Raw genomic sequence first — 15,715 nt, forward strand, 5'->3', positions numbered from 1 at the left:
CCTCGGCCAGGGTCGTGGGTGCGGCGTGGTCGCCGGTGACCTCGGCGAGCGCGGCGGCCTCGTCGGGGTCGCGTCGGCGCCACCGGCTGAGCAACCAGCCGATGGCCGCGCCGCCGCCGAGTCCGGCGAGCAGGCCGGCGGCCAGCAACCCGTCGGCGTTGCCGGACTCCTCGACGTCCCCGTCCGCGCGTGCGGCCGGGTCGGCGTCGACTCCGCCACCGTCGGCGGGCGCGCCGCCGCCCGGTGCCCCGGCGCCCGGGGCACCGTGGCCGCCGCCGTGCGCTGCCGGTCCGGCGGCGCCCGGGGCCGCCGGCAGCAGCGTCAGCGTCGGAGCCCGGTGCGGTCCGGCGGCGTCCGCCCACCGGACCACCGTTTTGTCGGCGTACGTCTGGACGACCTCGAAGGTGAGCCGCTCGGTCTGCGGCATCGGTCCCATGGACAGCGCCAACCGGGCCGGGCCGGGGTCGCTCTCGCCGACCCGGACCCAGGTCACCGCGGTGGTCACAGTGCTCACCCCGGAGGCGTGGATGCCGGCCACCGGCTTGTCCAGGGTGCGGGAGCTGATCCGGGGCGCCCAACCGTTCACGGACATCGGGTAGACCTCGCCGATCGGCGCGTCGACAGGCATCCGGACCTCGATCTGGGTGGTCCTGGTGCCGGCCCGCTCCTCCGGAACTGTGAACTCCAGCCGTACGGCGTCGCCCTGCCGCGCCTCCGTCGGGGTGGTGCTCACGTCCGCCGCCCGTGCCGCGCCGGGCCAGAGCAGCAGCCCGGCGGCGGTCAGCGCCGTCACCGCCGCGATCCGCCGCGGACGTCCGCCACCGTGCCTGCTCGCCATCTCGTGCCCCCATCCGTGTCCGCGTGGCCGGCACCGGTTTCCGGCCACACCTGGTAGTTCGGCTGCGGGGCGCGAAAGGTTCAACGCGAGCCGTCCGGAAGGCGGCGACGCCGCGACCGATAGCATCGGCAGGAGCCGAGGACCGGCACCGTTTCGTACCGCTTGGAGGAGTCATCGTGTCCGCACCCCGTACCCCCGCCGTGGCCGACCCCGTCGTCGTCGCCGCCGGGACGACGGCGGCCGACGCGGTGGCCGCGGCCGGACTGCCCGCGAACGGCCCCAAGGCGATCGTCGTGGTCCGCGACCCGCAGGGTCAGCTGCGCGACCTGGACTGGGCGCCGGCCGAGGAGACGACCGTCGAGCCGGTCAGCCTGGATTCGCCGGACGGGCTCAACGTGCTGCGCCACTCCACCGCGCACGTGCTCGCCCAGGCCGTCCAGGACGTCTTCCCCGAGGCCAAGCTGGGCATCGGCCCGCCCATCGAGAACGGCTTCTACTACGACTTCGACGTCGACAAGCCGTTCCAGCCCGATGACCTCAGCAAGCTCGAGAAGCGCATGCAGGAGATCATCAAGTCCGGGCAGCGGTTCCGCCGTCGCCGCTTCGGCAGCCTGGACGAGGCGCGCTCCGAGCTGGCCGACGAGCCGTTCAAGCTGGAGTTGATCGAGGTCAAGGGCGAGGGCCTGGACACCGACGAGGTGATGGAGGTGGGCGGCGGCGAGCTGACCATCTACGACAACCTCGACGCCAAGGAGGACAAGGTCTGCTGGTCGGACCTGTGCCGGGGCCCGCACCTGCCGACCACCCGACTGATCGGCGCGTTCAAGCTGATGCGCTCGGCCGCCGCGTACTGGCGCGGGTCGGAGAAGAACCCCCAACTCCAGCGGGTGTACGGCACCGCGTGGCCGACCCGCGACGAGCTGAAGGCGTACCTGAAGCTGTTGGAGGAGGCCGCCCGCCGCGACCACCGCAAGCTCGGTGCGGACCTCGACCTGTTCAGCTTCCCCGACGAGATCGGCTCCGGCCTGGCGGTCTTCCACCCCAAGGGCGGCATCATCCGTCGGGAGATGGAGAACTACTCGCGGCGGCGGCACGAGGAGGCGGGGTACGAGTTCGTCAACACCCCGCACATCTCCAAGGCGCAGCTGTTCCAGACCTCCGGTCACCTGCCGTACTACGCGGACACCATGTTCCCGCCCATGCAGCTGGAGGGCGCGGACTACTACCTCAAGGCGATGAACTGCCCGATGCACAACCTGGTCTTCCGGGCGCGCGGGCGGTCGTACCGGGAGCTGCCGCTGCGGATGTTCGAGTTCGGCACCGTCTACCGGTACGAGAAGTCCGGCGTGGTGCACGGCCTGACCCGGGTGCGCGGCCTCACCCAGGACGACTCGCACATCTACTGCACCCGCGAGCAGATGGCCGGTGAGCTGTCCACGCTGCTCAGCTTCGTGCTGGACCTGCTGCGCGACTACGGGCTGGACGACTTCTACCTGGAGTTGTCGACCCGGGACGACTCGCCCAAGTTCATCGGCGCCGACGAGGACTGGGCGGAGGCCACCGAGGCGCTGCGGACCGCCGCCGAGACCTCCGGCCTGGACCTGGTGCCGGACCCGGGTGGCGCGGCGTTCTACGGCCCGAAGATCTCCGTGCAGGCGCGCGACGCGATCGGCCGGACCTGGCAGATGTCCACCATCCAGGTCGACTTCAACCAGCCGGAGCGGTTCGGGTTGGAGTACCAGGCCGCCGACGGCACCCGGCAGCGACCCGTGATGATCCACCGGGCGTTGTTCGGGTCGATCGAGCGGTTCTTCGGGGTGCTCACCGAGCACTACGCGGGGGCGTTCCCGGCCTGGCTGGCGCCGGTGCAGGTGGTGGGCATCCCGATCCGCGAGGACCACACCGACTACCTGCACGGCTTCGTCGCGGCGCTGCGCGCCGAGGGGATCCGGGCCCAGGTGGACGCGGGTGACGACCGGATGCAGAAGAAGATCCGTACCGCGCAGCAGCAGAAGATCCCGTTCATGGTGATCGCCGGTGACGACGACGTGGCCGCCGGCACGGTGTCCTTCCGCTACCGCGACGGCTCGCAGCGCAACGGGGTGCCGGTCGCCGAGGCGGTGACCCACATCCTGGACGTGGTCAGCTCCCGCACCAACGTCGGCCCCTCCGCCGCCGCGGAGTAGCCCGCACGGGCTCCCCGCCCGCTTGATCGTGCTCGATCCAGGATGTAGTGGCCTCCCGACGCCGGGAGGCCACTACTTCCATGTTCGAGCGCGATCATCACGCAGTGGCGGCGACGACGCCGGGTTGTCAGATGCCGCAGTTCGGTGCCGACCAGCCGCCGACCGCCGCCACGTGGGTGTGGTCGTTGTGGTCCGGGTAGCCGGGGCCGAGGATCTGCCCGAAGCCGTGGTAGCGGGCCTGCTGGGCCAGCCGGCAGAACGACGGGGACCCGACCAGGTCGACCCCGTCGCCGTAGAGGTGTCTGCTGTTCGACGCGCCGCCGACAGCGCTGTTGCAGGAGTAGCTGCGGAAGCTGCTGCTGATCGCGATCGACACGTCACCGAGGGCGTGTCGCATGGCCTGGAGCTTCCACATCGAGACGAGCGCGTTGAACCGTGCGGTGCTCGCCGAGACCGCGCCACCGGACCAGTCGCTGTTGCACTTGTTCAGTTCGGCGTAGCTGAAGTTGGCAGGTGTGCAGTCGTCGTCCTGGAGGGCGTAGAGCCGGTTGAACGTCTGCGGTCCGGCGATCCCGTCCGCGGGCAGCCCGTACGCCTGCTGGAAGCGGATCACCGCCGACCGGGTGGCCGCGCCGTACGCGCCGTCGAGGCCGAGCACCGCGCCGTAGCCGGGATAGCCGGCGACCCGGATCTGGAGTTGCCGGACGTCCTCGCCGGACGCCCCCTGGGCCAGGGTCCGGCCCCAGGTGTAGCAGCCGTCCGCCTGTGCGGCGCCGGCGGTGACTGTGACGCCGGCCACTGTGGTGGCGGCGGTCAGGGCTAGTGCCGCGAGAAGCCGGCCGAGCCGTCGGATCATGGAGCCCTCCATCAATGCATGGAAGTTCTTGGATGCATGGAATCTTCATGTTTCGGCGTTGATCCGTCAAGAACTTGCAGCAACGGGTTTTCCCGGCGACGGGTGTCGCGGCCCGCCTGGCCGGCTCCGTAGGATCGGCTCGTGACAGGGGCGGAACGGCACACGGACAGCGGCGGCATGGCGGACGGCCTGGAGCGGCTCTGGACGCCGCACCGGATGACCTACATCTCCGGTGAGGACCGCCCGGCCGAGGGCTACGAGCAGCCGACCGGCTGTCCGTTCTGCCGGGCCCCGCAACTGCCACCGGAGGAGAGCCTGGTGGTGGCCCGCGGCGAGCACGTGTTCGTGGTGCTCAACCTCTATCCGTACAACCCTGGGCACCTGCTGGTCTGCCCCTATCGGCACGTCGCCGACTACACCGACCTGGACCTGCCGGAGACCACCGAGCTGGCGTCGTACACGCAGACCGCGATGCGGGTGATCCGCAAGGTCAGCAACGCGCACGGCTTCAACCTGGGCATGAACCAGGGCGGGGTGGCCGGCGCGGGCATCGCCGCCCACCTGCACCAGCACGTGGTGCCCCGCTGGGGCGGCGACGCGAACTTCATGCCGGTGATCGGCCGCACCAAGGTCCTGCCGCAACTGCTGCACGACACCCGCGACCTGCTGGCCCGGGCCTGGCCGTCCTGACCGTCGGCGACACGCGGGGCCCGCGCCGGTCCGGCTAGTCGGCGCGCAGCAGCGGGGTCAGCTCCGGCCAGCTCTCCACCCGGTGTACGAGCGGCAGCAGCGCCGCGCGTGCGGCGACCTGCGCCGGGCGGGGCCGGAACAGGAAGCGGTGCGGCACCGACTCCAGGTAGCCGAGCACCTCCAGCTTGTCGTCAACGAAGTGGGTCAGCCCGAGGCGCTGGGCGATCGGTGCCTTCGCCGGACGGGTACGGCAGAAGTGGACCCGCTCCACCGGGATGCCGGTGCGCGCCGGAAAGTCGTGGTGGGCCAGCCACTCCCGGGTCCGGCGTTCGGTGCTCTCCCCGCACTTGGACACCAGGTGCACCTCGTCGAACGCCGGGCCGAGCGCCGCGAGCGCGTCGAACGCCCCGTCGACAGCAGGTGTACGCAGGTAGTGCGCCCCGAAGAACGAGGTGTCGGCGTCCTCGTCGGCCGGCTCGATGAGTACGCCACCGATGTCCACGCCCAGCCTCCGCATGCGGCCGATCATGCCGTACGGGCGGGTCGGCTCGCATCCGCGATTTCGGCCTCGGGATCTGCTACGTCCGGGCCCGTGGAGGTGGCACGATCGGCCGGTGGCAGTCACGACACGGACGTTGGGACGCAGCGGCATCGAGGTCAGCGCCCTCGGTATGGGCTGCTGGGCGATCGGCGGCCCCTGGGCGGAGGGCACCCAACCGCTGGGCTGGGGTGCTGTCGACGACGAGGAGTCGGTGCGTACGGTCCGCCGGGCGCTCGAGGAGGGCGTCACCCTCTTCGACACCGCCGACACGTACGGCGCCGGGCACAGTGAGCGGGTCCTCGGCCGGGCGCTCGCCGGCCGCCGGGACGAGGCAGTGATCGCCACCAAGTGGGGTTACACCTTCGACGAGGCGAGCCGACAGGCCACCGGGGAGGACGCGTCGCCCGGGTACCTGCGCAGGGCCGTGACCGACTCGCTGCGCCGGCTGGGCACCGACCGGATCGACCTCTACCAGCTGCACCTCGCCGACCTGTCGGTGCCGCGGGCGCAGGCACTGATCGGCACCTGTGAGGACCTGGTCGCCGAGGGCCTGATCCGGGCGTACGGGTGGAGCACCGACCGTCCCGACCGGGCCACCGCGTTCGGGCACTCCGCCACCTGTGGCACCGCCGTGCAACACACCCTGTCCGTGCTGCGGGACGCTCCGGAGCTGCTCGCCGTCTGCGACAAGTACGACCTGGCCAGCGTCAACCGGGGCCCGCTGGGCATGGGGCTGCTCACCGGCAAGTACGTGGCCGGGTCGGTGCTGCCCCGCGACGACGTCCGCGGGCTGACCCCCGGCTGGTTGGAGTGGTTCCGTGGCGGTCGGCCCGCGCCGGAGTGGCTGCGTCGGGTCGCCGCGGTCCGTGCCGCGCTCACCGCCGACGGGCGCACCCTCGCCCAGGGTGCGCTGGGCTGGATCTGGGCCCGCAGCGGCCGCACCATCCCGATCCCCGGCTGCCGTACTGTCGCCCAGGTCGAGGAGAACGCCGCCGCGCTGCGGTGGGGTCCGTTGCCGGCGGACCAGTTCGTCGAGGTGGAGCGCCAGCTGGCAGCCCTGCGTACCGCCGCCCTACGGGACGCCGACCGCCCACACTGGCCCAGCCCCACCCACCCCAAAATCCACCCCTGACCCACCCACCCCTGCCCCACCCCAACACCCCGCGCCCTTCCCGCCCTTCCCCCCCCGCGGTCGATCAAGGAGTTGTGGTGCCCGCAAAAGGGTCACATCCTCCTGTACCGCCCACCACAAGTCCATGATCGACCGGGGAGGGTCGACCGGGGAGGGGCGGGCGGGGCGGGGCGGGGAGGGCGGGGTTACGGGAGTTGTTCTTTGCGGAACTGGTCGGCCAGGTGGGCGGGCATCGGGTCGTGGCGGACGAACTGCCGGCGGAAGGTGCCGATGCCGGCGGTCAGGGAGCGCAGCTCGACGGCGTAGCGCAGCAGCTCGGTGGCCGGCACCTCGGCGCGGACCAGGGTGCGGCCGTCGGTGTCCGGGTCGGGTTCGGTGCCGAGCACCCGGCCGCGACGGCCGGACAGGTCGCCGAGCACCGGACCCACCGAGCCGTCCGGCACCCGGATGGTGACCTCGTCGATCGGTTCCAGTAGCGCGGGCTGACCGCGGTCGGCGGCATCCCGCAGGGCCAGCGCGCCGGCGGTCTGGAAGGCCGCGTCGGAGGAGTCGACGCTGTGCGCCTTGCCGTCGACCAGGGTCACCCGCAGGTCCACCACCGGGTGGCCGGCCACCAGGCCGCGCTCCAGTTGGGCGCGGACGCCCTTCTCCACGGACGGGATGTAGGTGTGCGGCACCGCGCCACCGACGACCCGGTCGACGAACTCGAAGCCACCGCCCTGCGGTAGGGGCTCGACCTCGATGTCGCAGACCGCGTACTGGCCGTGCCCGCCGGACTGCTTGACGTGCCGGCCGTGCCCCTTCGCGGGGACGGTGAGCGTCTCGCGCAGTGACACCTTGACCGGCTCGGTGTCCAGCTCGACACCGCCGGCACGCAGCCGGTCGAGCAGCACGTCGGCGTGCGCCTCGCCCATGCACCAGAGCACCAGCTGGTGGGTCTCCGGGTTGCGCTCCAGCCGCAGGGTGGGGTCGCCGGCGACCAGCCGGGCCAGGTTGCGGGCCAGGGCGTCCTCGTCGGCGCGGCTGTGGGCGACGACCGCCACCGGCAGCAGCGGTTCCGGCATCTCCCAGGGGGCGATCAACAGCGCGTCGTCCTTGGCCGCGATGGTGTCGCCGGTCTCGGCGGTGCCCGACTTGGTGATCGCGCAGATGTCGCCTGCCACGCAGAGCGGCACCTCCCGCAGGCTGGCGCCCAGCGGGGTGTAGATGTGCCCCACCCGCTCGTCGGCGTCGTGATCGGGGTGGCCGCGTTCGGCCATCCCGTGCCCGCAGATGTGCACCGTCTGCTCGGGGCGCAGCGTCCCGGAGAAGACCCGGACCAGTGAGACCCGACCGACGTGCCGGTCGACAGTGGTCTTGACGACCTCGGCGACGAGGGGCCCGTCCGGGTCGCAGGTCAGCGGCGGACGCGGCGAGCCGTCCACGCCGGTCACCGCCGGCAACTCGTGCTCCAGCGGCGACGGGAACGCGGCGGTGAGCACCTCCAGCAGCACGTCCAACCCGACCCCGGTCTGCGCGCAGACCGGCACCACCGGGTAGAAGTGCCCCCGGGCGACGGCCTTCTCCAGGTCGTCGATGAGCACCTCGTCGCTGATCTCCTCGCCGTCGAGGTAGCGGTCCATCAGGGTCTCGTCCTCGCTCTCGGCGATGATCCCCTCGATCAGCTCGTCACGGGACTCGTCGATGGCCCGCTGGTGCTCCGGGTCGGGGTCGCGGACGTCGGCGGGCAGACCGGCGCTGTAGTCGAACACCCGGCGGGTGATCAGACCGAGCAGGCCCTCGGTGGACACCCCGTCGTCGCCGAGCATCGGCAGGTAGAGCGGCATCACGTTGTCGCCGAAGAGGCGCTGGCAGAGCGCCACCGTCTCGTCGACGTCGGCGCGGGGCTGGTCCAGTCGGGAGACCGCGACCGCCCGGGGCAGGTCGACAGCGGCGCACTCCTCCCAGAGCGCGACGGTGGCCGCGTCCATGCCACCCGCGGCGGAGACGACGAAGAGGGCGGCGTCGGCGGCCCGTAGTCCGGCGCGCAGTTCGCCGACGAAGTCGGCGTACCCGGGGGTGTCCAGCAGGTTCACCTTGATGCCGTTGTGCAGCAGCGGCGCGCAGGACAGGCTGACCGACCGCTGTTGGCGTACGGCCGCGGGGTCGTGGTCGCCGACAGTCGTGCCGTCGACCACGGCGCCGGCCCGGCCGATCGTGCCGGTCGCCGCGAGCAGGGCCTCGACAAGTGTCGTCTTGCCCGCTCCGGAGTGCCCGACGAGCACCACGTTGCGAACCCGCGCGGGTTCGGTCACCACCGGCGTGCCGCCGGTGGAACCCTTCTCATGCTTCTGCGCCATGGGGCGCACCTCCCTCAGCCGGTGGTGGGTGGCGACCGCCGCGCGACGGTAAGCGGCCCGGGGCGAGTGCGCGGCAGTATCCTCCGGTGGTCTCGTGCACAACGGGAACGGGACGGGTTGGCGGGTGAGCTGGCTCACCTTCCGGTTCGATCTCACACCCGTTGTCGGGTAGGCACAAGCCTCTCCCGGGCGGGTCGCAGGGGCGGCCGTATCGCCGGACCTGGGCGGACCGTTATCGTGGGGACCGCCATGGCGAAGATCTTCCAAGTGTCGGCCCGCGCGGGGATGACCCGCGTCGTCGAGCCGATTGCCCGCGCCCTGCTGCGCGCGGGCGTCACCCCCAATGCCGTCACCGTCGCGGGCACCGTTGGTGTGCTCGTCGGCGCGCTCGGCTTCGGTGCCCGCGGCCACCTGGTCGCGGGCGCGTTGATCGTGACCGTTTTCGCGCTCACCGACCTGCTCGACGGGACGATGGCCCGGATGAGCGGCGGCTCCACCAGGTTCGGGGCGTTCCTCGACTCAAGCATGGACCGGGTCGCCGACAGCGCCGTCTTCGGCGCTGTCGCGTACTGGCTGGCCACCCAGGGTGACCACTCCGGGGTGGCGGCGGCATTGATCTGCCTGGCCGCCGGCAGCCTGGTCTCCTACGTCAAGGCGCGGGCCGAGGGGCTCGGCATGACCTGCAACGTCGGCATCGCCGAGCGCACCGAACGGCTGCTGATCGTCGGGGTCGGCGGCATCCTCACCGGCCTGAACGTGAAGCCGGCGCTGGAAATCGCGCTCTGGCTGCTCGCCGCGGTGTCGATCTTCACAGTGGCGCAGCGGATGGCGCACGTCTACCGCCAGGCCCAGCAGCGCCAGCCGGACGGTCAGGCGTGAGCGCCGCGGTGGCGATCGGCGGCCGGGCCGCGTGAACCTCACCGAGCTCGGCTACGTCGCCGGCTGGCGGGTGGTCCGCGCGTTACCTCGGCCGTTGGTGGCAGCGGCGTTCCAGGCGGGCGCGGACCGCGCCTATCGCCGCCCGGGCGGGGGTACGGCCCGACTGCGCGCGAACCTGCGCCGGGTGGTCGGGCCGGAGCTGCCCGACGCCGAGTTGGAGGACCTCGTCAAGCGGGGGCTGCGCTCGTACGCCCGGTACTGGATGGAGGCGTTCCGGCTGCCCACGTTGAGCCGGGCGCAGATCCTGGCCGGCTTCCGACTCGACGGCGCGGACTTGCTCGCCGCCGACGTGGCCGCCGGTCGGGGTGCCGTGGTGGCGCTGCCGCACGCCGGCAACTGGGACGCCGCGGGCGCCTGGGTGGCGGCCACCGGTTGGCCGATCACCACGGTCATGGAGCGGCTCAAACCGGAGGGCGTGTACAAGCGTTTCTTCGCGTTCCGCGAGGTCCTCGGCATGGAGATCCTGCCGACCCACGGTGGGGCGCGTCCGGCGTTCGACGTGCTGCTGGACCGGTTACGCGCCGGTGCGGTGGTGCCGCTGCTGGCCGACCGGGACCTGTCCGCCCGTGGGGTCGAGGTGGACTTCTTCGGCGGGAAGACCCGGATGCCCGCCGGGCCGGCGCTGCTCGCGTTGCACACCGGTGCGCCGCTCTACGTGGCCTCGATGTGGTACGAATCGGATGCGGCGTGCGCGTCGCTCGCCGGCCCGCTGCCGGTGCCGGGGCCCGAGTCCGGGCCGCTGGACCAGCGGGTCCGGTCGCTGACCCAGCTGATCGCCGACCGTCTGGCGGCGGGTATCGCCCGACATCCGCAAGACTGGCACATGTTGCAGCGGATGTGGCTGGACCAGCGGAGGTCGGGGGACGGCACGACGCCGCCAGCCCCGGCCGCCGGCCAGCCTGAGGGGTGATGGGCACTGTGGGATGGTGTCCCACGATCACGGACAGGGGGCGCTGACGCATGCGGATCGGCATCGTGTGCCCGTACTCCTTCGATGTGCCAGGTGGGGTGCAGAACCACGTGATGGACCTGGCCGAGGCGTTGATCGCGCTCGGCCACGAGGTGAGCGTGCTCGCCCCGGCCGACGAGGACTCGCCGCTGCCGGCGTACGTGGTGTCCGCCGGTCGGGCCGTGCCGCTGCCGTACAACGGCTCGGTGGCCCGGATCGCGTTCGGCCCGGTCTCCACCGCCCGGGTCCGGCGTTGGATCATCAACGGCGACTTCGACGTGCTGCACGTGCACGAGCCGCTCACGCTGAGCCTGTCGCTGCTGGCCGTGCTCTCGGCGCGCGGCCCGGTGGTGGCCACCTTCCACACCGCGATGACCCGTTCCCGGGTGCTGGCCGCCGCCCAGGGCGTGCTGCAGATCGTGCTGGAGCGGATCACCGCCCGCATCGCGGTCAGCGCGTTGGCCCGCAAGGTGCAGGTCGAGCACATGGACGGCGGGGCGGTGGAGATCCCCAACGGGGTGGCGGTGGCCAAGTTCGCCGACGCCGAGCCGTTGCCGGGCTGGCCGGGGGAGTGCGCCCCGGGCAGCGGCGGCACCCTGGGCTTCCTGGGCCGCTTCACCGAGGCACGCAAGGGCTTCCCGGTGCTGCGTGACGCGTTCGTGGCGTTGGCCGCGAACCGGCCCGGGCTGCGGCTGCTCGTCGCCGGCCCGGGGGACCCGGACGACCTGTTCGACCAGTTCCCGGCCGAGTTGCACGAGCGGATCACGTTCCTCGGCCTGGTCACCGAACCGGACAAGGCACGGATGCTGCGCAGCGTGCACCTCTACGTGGCACCGAACACCGGCGGCGAGTCGTTCGGCATGATCCTCACCGAGGCGCTGGCCGCGGGCACCACGGTGGTCGCCAGCGACCTGGACGCGTTCCGGCGGGTCCTCGACGGTGGCCGGGCCGGTCGGCTCTTTCCCACAGGTGACCCGGTGGGGCTGCGCGACGCCGTGACCGAGCTGCTCGACGACTCGGCCGGGCGGGCCGCGTTGAGCGCGTGCGGCGATCAGGTGGTGGCGAATTTCGACTGGCCGGTGGTTGCTCGCCGTGTTCTGGAGGTATACGCAGCGGCGATCGAGGCGACCGACGGGCGGGTCATCGACCAGGAGTGGGTGGGGCTGGGCTGAGCCGGGGTGACGGACGGTGCGGACGACGACCGGGGTGACCGGTGTGGGGCCGCGCCCAATCGGAGGCGAAACGGAGCAGCACTACGATGCCGCACATGTGGTGGGTGGTGGCCGCGATCGTGGTCCTGGGGCTGGTCGCGGCGTACCTCGTCTGGACCGCCGGCCGGGTGGAGCGATTGCAGGGCCGCGCGGAGCTGGCGGCCCGGGCCCTCGACGCCCACCTGCTGCGCCGGGCCGCGGCGGCCGCCGTGCTGGCCGAGCGGCGCTTCGGTGTGGAGCTGTACGCGGCGGCCCGGATCGCCCTGGACGCCGGCCCGGACGAGCGGGAGGCGGCGGAGAACGACCTGACCCGGCAGCTGCGGGGCGTGCAGTTGGACCCGGGCGACGCGGACTGTGGGGCGGTCATCGCCGCCAGTCGCCGGCTCGCGCTGTCCCGGCAGGTGCACACCGACCTGGTCCGCGACGCCCGCTCGGCGCGGAGCCGGCCGCTGGTGCGGTTGTTCCGGATGGGACGGGGCCGGGAGTGGCCGCGTTACTTCGACATCGACGACCCGACACTCACCGTCCCGGCGGACGTCCCGGCCACCTGACCCGTCCCCCCGCGCCGGCCCCCGGCGCGGCCCGTCGGACTGGCCGGTGATCAGGGCCACAGGGCAGGCCACCGGGGGTCTGATTGGCTGTCGGTGCGGCGTTGTCGCACGCGTAGCATTTTCGCCGTCACCCCCAGCGCACGTCCAAGGAGCGATGACCCGTGCCCGAAAACACCGCCTCGAACACCGGTAGCGCCCCCGTCGTCGGCACCGCCCGCGTGAAGCGTGGCATGGCCGAGATGCTCAAGGGCGGCGTGATCATGGATGTGGTCAACGCCGAGCAGGCCAAGATCGCTGAGGACGCCGGCGCGGTAGCGGTGATGGCCCTGGAGCGGGTGCCCGCCGACATCCGGGCGCAGGGCGGGGTCTCCCGGATGAGTGACCCCGACATGATCGACGGGATCATCGCGGCGGTCTCCATCCCGGTGATGGCCAAGGCCCGCATCGGCCACTTCGTGGAGGCGCGGATCCTGCAGTCGTTGGGCGTGGACTACGTCGACGAGTCCGAGGTGCTGACCCCGGCCGACTACGCGAACCACATCGACAAGTGGGCGTTCACCGTGCCGTTCGTGTGTGGCGCGACCAACCTGGGCGAGGCGCTGCGCCGGATCACCGAGGGTGCCGCGATGATCCGCTCCAAGGGCGAGGCGGGCACCGGCGACGTCTCCAACGCCACCACCCACATGCGCAAGATCCGCCAGGAGATCGCCCGGCTGTCGTCGTTGCCGGCCGACGAGTTGTACGTCGCGGCCAAGGAGTTGCAGGCCCCGTACGAGCTGGTCAAGGAGGTCGCCGAGACCGGCAAGCTGCCGGTCGTGCTGTTCACCGCCGGCGGGATCGCCACCCCGGCCGACGCGGCGATGATGATGCAGCTCGGCGCCGAGGGCGTGTTCGTGGGCTCGGGCATCTTCAAGGCGGGCAACCCGGCCCAGCGGGCCGCCGCGATCGTCAAGGCCACCACCTTCCACGACGACCCGGACGTGCTGGCGAAGGTCTCCCGTGGTCTCGGCGAGGCCATGGTCGGCATCAACGTCGACGAGATCCCGCAGCCGCACCGCCTGGCCGAACGCGGTTGGTGAGGTAGGGGACCATGACGGCACCCGTGATCGGTGTGCTCGCGCTCCAGGGGGACGTCCGGGAGCACCTGGCGGCGCTGGCCGCGGCGGGCGCGGACGCCCGCCCGGTCCGCCGTCCGGCGGAACTGGACGCCGTGGACGGCCTGGTCGTCCCCGGCGGCGAGTCCACCACCATCAGCAAACTCGCGGACATCTTCGAGATGCGCGAGCCGATCGACAAACGCATCGCCGACGGTATGCCGGTCTACGGCTCCTGCGCGGGCATGATCATGCTGGCGGCCGAGGTGCTCGACGGGCGACAAGACCAGCGGGGCTTTACCGGCATCGACATGACAGTGCGGCGTAACGCGTTCGGCCGGCAGGTCGACTCGTTCGAGGCGCCGGTGGAGATCACCGGGGTGCCGGGGGAGCCGTTCCACGCCGTGTTCATCCGGGCGCCGTGGGTCGAGCGGGTCGGTGCCGGCGTTCAGGTGATCGGGTCGGTGACCGGCGGGCCGGCGGCCGACCGGATCGTGGCGGTCCGCCAGGGCAACCTGCTGGCCACCTCGTTCCACCCGGAGTTGACAGGTGACCTGCGCGTGCACGCGTACTTCGTGGACCTGGTCCGCACCGCCAGGTGACGGTCCGTCAGCCGGCGACCGCGTGCAGGTGGCCGGGGCGGCGGCCCGCCAACCGGTCCAGCGCGGTGGCGGTGGCGGCGTCGGCGGGCAGGTGTACGACCAACCGTTGCGCGTCGGCCTCGGCCAGCTCCACCGTCTCGTAGTTGAGGCTCAGCGGACCCACCGCCGGATGGTGGATCCGCAACAGTCCGGTACGCGTGGCGCCCACCGGTCGCCGCTGCCACCGGTCGGTGAACGGCGCGCCCACGGTGCGGGCCAGCCGCTCGGCGAAGACGTCGGTGGCGGAGTCGCCATGGCGCAGCAGGTGCAGGTCCGCGACCTGCTGGTCGGCCAGCGCCGACCACTGCGGGTAGTGCTCGCGGGCGCGTGCGTCGGTCAGCACGTACCAGACCAGGTTCGGTCGCGACCCGTCCAGGAGACCCAGTGGGCGGGCCACCAGCTCGAACGGCTCGTTCCAGGCCAGCACGTCGCCGAGCCGGTTGAGCACGTACGCCGGGGTGTCGCGCAGCGCGTCGAGCACGGCGCGGACGGTCGGCCGGACGGTGCGGGACACCGTTGGCCGGTCGCCCGAGCAGAGCTGCCGGGCGTGCTGGGCCGAGGCGAGCTGCCGCAGGTGTGCCCGGTCGGCGCTGTCCAGTAGCAGGGCGTCGGCGAGGGCGGCGAGGATCTCCGGTGACGGGCGGGTGTCGCGGCCCTGCTCCAGCCGGGTCAGGTATTCGACGCTGACCTGCGCCAACGTCGCCAGCTCGGCCCGGCGCAGCCCGGGCGTACGCCGGCGTGGGCCCTCGGCGAGGCCGACCTCAGCCGGCCGTCGCGCCTCGCGGCGACTGCGCAGGAACGCGCCCAGCTCTCCGTCCATCATCGACCCAGTCTGGCAGTCGGCACCGGCCGGTGGGTGGCCCTGGCAAGGCCATCCTCGCCGCGGTCTCCCCGGCCCGTCCCGTCGCCCAGAGGATCGTGGTCATGACTAACGCACAGAGCACAGGACCACTGCGGATCGGTCTGATCGTCGGCAGCACCCGTCCTGGCCGGCGCGGCGCCGCGATCGGCCGTTGGGCGATGGAGGTGGCCGAGCGGCACGAAATGGTACGCGCAGGGGACGCCGTCGTCACGCTAGTCGACCTCGCGGAGCAGGAGTTGCCGCTGCTCGACGAGCCGGTGCCCGCGCTGTTCGGCGACTACCGGCGTCCGCACACCCGGCGGTGGGCGGCCGTGGTGGACGCCTGCGACGCCTTCGTCTTCGTCACCCCGGACTACAACCGCTCGATACCGGCCGCGCTCAAGAACGGCATCGACTACCTGTACGCGGAGTGGGCCGACAAGGTGGCCGGGGTACTGAGTTACGGCGTGCAGGGCGGCAACCGGGCCGCCGACCACCTTGGGGCGATTCTGACCGAGGTGCGCTGCGTGGTGGTGCCGACGGGAGTGGCACTGTCGATCTTCACCGACTTCGACTTCTCCGGGGCCGACCCTGGTGATCGCAACGCCGGCCGCTTCGCGCCCGGTGACGGCAGGGAGGCGGAGCTGTCGAGGATGCTCGCCGAGGTCGTGACCTGGTCCCGAGCACTTCGCTCGGCCGACCGGCCCGGACCTGCCCGGCCCGCTGCCCGGAATGGAGTCGTTCCAGCGCTACCGGGCCGGGCTGGATGACCGATGCGACGAGCGCTCGGTGGTCGAGTGCACGGTGCTGGGTCGTACGGCTTCGCGGTCTGATTCGCTTTTCCTCGTTTCTGCCCGTTTCGGGCGGGTGTGGGGAAAGCGGTGGCGCGCGGTGCATGACAGCGACC

At 72.2% G+C, this 15,715-nt stretch carries 15 protein-coding genes; 10 read left to right on the forward strand and 5 right to left on the reverse strand.

What is annotated here, in order from left to right; translation table 11 throughout:
- Positions 1–838, reverse strand: an 838-nt coding sequence (locus AB0B86_RS25900) for a DUF1775 domain-containing protein (protein WP_357419971.1), incomplete at its 3' end; no start/stop codon positions are given.
- A gap of 176 nt (positions 839–1,014) precedes the next feature.
- On the opposite strand from AB0B86_RS25900, the gene thrS reads away from it, so the two are divergent.
- A complete protein-coding gene (thrS, locus tag AB0B86_RS25905; protein ID WP_357411869.1) occupies positions 1,015–3,024 on the forward strand; it encodes a threonine--tRNA ligase in 2,010 nt (669 codons plus the stop codon).
- 127 nt (positions 3,025–3,151) lie between these two features.
- Here thrS and AB0B86_RS25910 read toward each other — a convergent pair whose 3' ends face one another.
- Positions 3,152–3,880 (reverse strand): D-Ala-D-Ala carboxypeptidase family metallohydrolase, encoded by a 729-nt coding sequence (locus tag AB0B86_RS25910; protein ID WP_357411870.1) that lies wholly within the window; start codon positions 3,878–3,880, stop codon positions 3,152–3,154.
- Between the two features lie 177 nt (positions 3,881–4,057).
- On the opposite strand from AB0B86_RS25910, the gene AB0B86_RS25915 reads away from it, so the two are divergent.
- Complete coding sequence (locus tag AB0B86_RS25915; protein ID WP_357411919.1) at positions 4,058–4,570, forward strand: HIT domain-containing protein; 513 nt, start codon at positions 4,058–4,060, stop codon at positions 4,568–4,570.
- A gap of 34 nt (positions 4,571–4,604) precedes the next feature.
- Here the strand turns inward: AB0B86_RS25915 and AB0B86_RS25920 are convergent, their stop codons facing one another.
- On the reverse strand, positions 4,605–5,087 hold the full coding sequence (locus tag AB0B86_RS25920) for a hypothetical protein (RefSeq protein WP_357411871.1): 483 nt from the start codon (positions 5,085–5,087) through the stop codon (positions 4,605–4,607).
- 97 nt (positions 5,088–5,184) lie between these two features.
- Here AB0B86_RS25920 and AB0B86_RS25925 point away from each other — a divergent pair, with 97 nt between their 5' ends.
- Positions 5,185–6,243: an aldo/keto reductase gene (locus AB0B86_RS25925; protein ID WP_357419974.1), complete on the forward strand. Its 1,059-nt coding sequence runs from the start codon at positions 5,185–5,187 to the stop codon at positions 6,241–6,243.
- A gap of 185 nt (positions 6,244–6,428) precedes the next feature.
- Here AB0B86_RS25925 and AB0B86_RS25930 read toward each other — a convergent pair whose 3' ends face one another.
- Positions 6,429–8,582 carry an elongation factor G-like protein EF-G2 gene (locus AB0B86_RS25930; RefSeq protein WP_357419976.1) on the reverse strand — a complete coding sequence of 718 codons (2,154 nt, stop codon included), beginning with the start codon at positions 8,580–8,582 and terminating at the stop codon, positions 6,429–6,431.
- Between the two features lie 249 nt (positions 8,583–8,831).
- On the opposite strand from AB0B86_RS25930, the gene pgsA reads away from it, so the two are divergent.
- From pgsA to pdxT, 6 genes are all read left to right on the forward strand, one after another.
- Positions 8,832–9,461, forward strand: coding sequence for a phosphatidylinositol phosphate synthase (pgsA, locus tag AB0B86_RS25935; RefSeq protein ID WP_357411874.1), 630 nt, complete (start codon positions 8,832–8,834; stop codon positions 9,459–9,461).
- A 31-nt stretch (positions 9,462–9,492) separates the two neighbouring features.
- Positions 9,493–10,431, forward strand: coding sequence for a phosphatidylinositol mannoside acyltransferase (locus AB0B86_RS25940; protein ID WP_357411875.1), 939 nt, complete (start codon positions 9,493–9,495; stop codon positions 10,429–10,431).
- 50 nt (positions 10,432–10,481) lie between these two features.
- Positions 10,482–11,642, forward strand: a complete 1,161-nt coding sequence (locus tag AB0B86_RS25945; RefSeq protein WP_357419979.1) for a glycosyltransferase family 4 protein — start codon at positions 10,482–10,484, stop codon at positions 11,640–11,642.
- 86 nt (positions 11,643–11,728) lie between these two features.
- Complete coding sequence (locus AB0B86_RS25950; RefSeq protein ID WP_357419980.1) at positions 11,729–12,232, forward strand: hypothetical protein; 504 nt, start codon at positions 11,729–11,731, stop codon at positions 12,230–12,232.
- Between the two features lie 161 nt (positions 12,233–12,393).
- Positions 12,394–13,311: a pyridoxal 5'-phosphate synthase lyase subunit PdxS gene (gene pdxS / locus AB0B86_RS25955; protein WP_357411878.1), complete on the forward strand. Its 918-nt coding sequence runs from the start codon at positions 12,394–12,396 to the stop codon at positions 13,309–13,311.
- An 11-nt stretch (positions 13,312–13,322) separates the two neighbouring features.
- Positions 13,323–13,928: a pyridoxal 5'-phosphate synthase glutaminase subunit PdxT gene (gene pdxT, locus AB0B86_RS25960; protein ID WP_357419982.1), complete on the forward strand. Its 606-nt coding sequence runs from the start codon at positions 13,323–13,325 to the stop codon at positions 13,926–13,928.
- A 7-nt stretch (positions 13,929–13,935) separates the two neighbouring features.
- Here the strand turns inward: pdxT and AB0B86_RS25965 are convergent, their stop codons facing one another.
- Positions 13,936–14,790 (reverse strand): helix-turn-helix transcriptional regulator, encoded by an 855-nt coding sequence (locus tag AB0B86_RS25965; protein ID WP_357419984.1) that lies wholly within the window; start codon positions 14,788–14,790, stop codon positions 13,936–13,938.
- A 101-nt stretch (positions 14,791–14,891) separates the two neighbouring features.
- Here AB0B86_RS25965 and AB0B86_RS25970 point away from each other — a divergent pair, with 101 nt between their 5' ends.
- Positions 14,892–15,578, forward strand: coding sequence for an NADPH-dependent FMN reductase (locus AB0B86_RS25970; RefSeq protein WP_357419986.1), 687 nt, complete (start codon positions 14,892–14,894; stop codon positions 15,576–15,578).
- Positions 15,579–15,715 lie beyond the last annotated feature (137 nt).

It is taken from the genome of Micromonospora sp. NPDC049047, from assembly GCF_040649135.1.
GTDB lineage: Bacteria > Actinomycetota > Actinomycetes > Mycobacteriales > Micromonosporaceae > Micromonospora.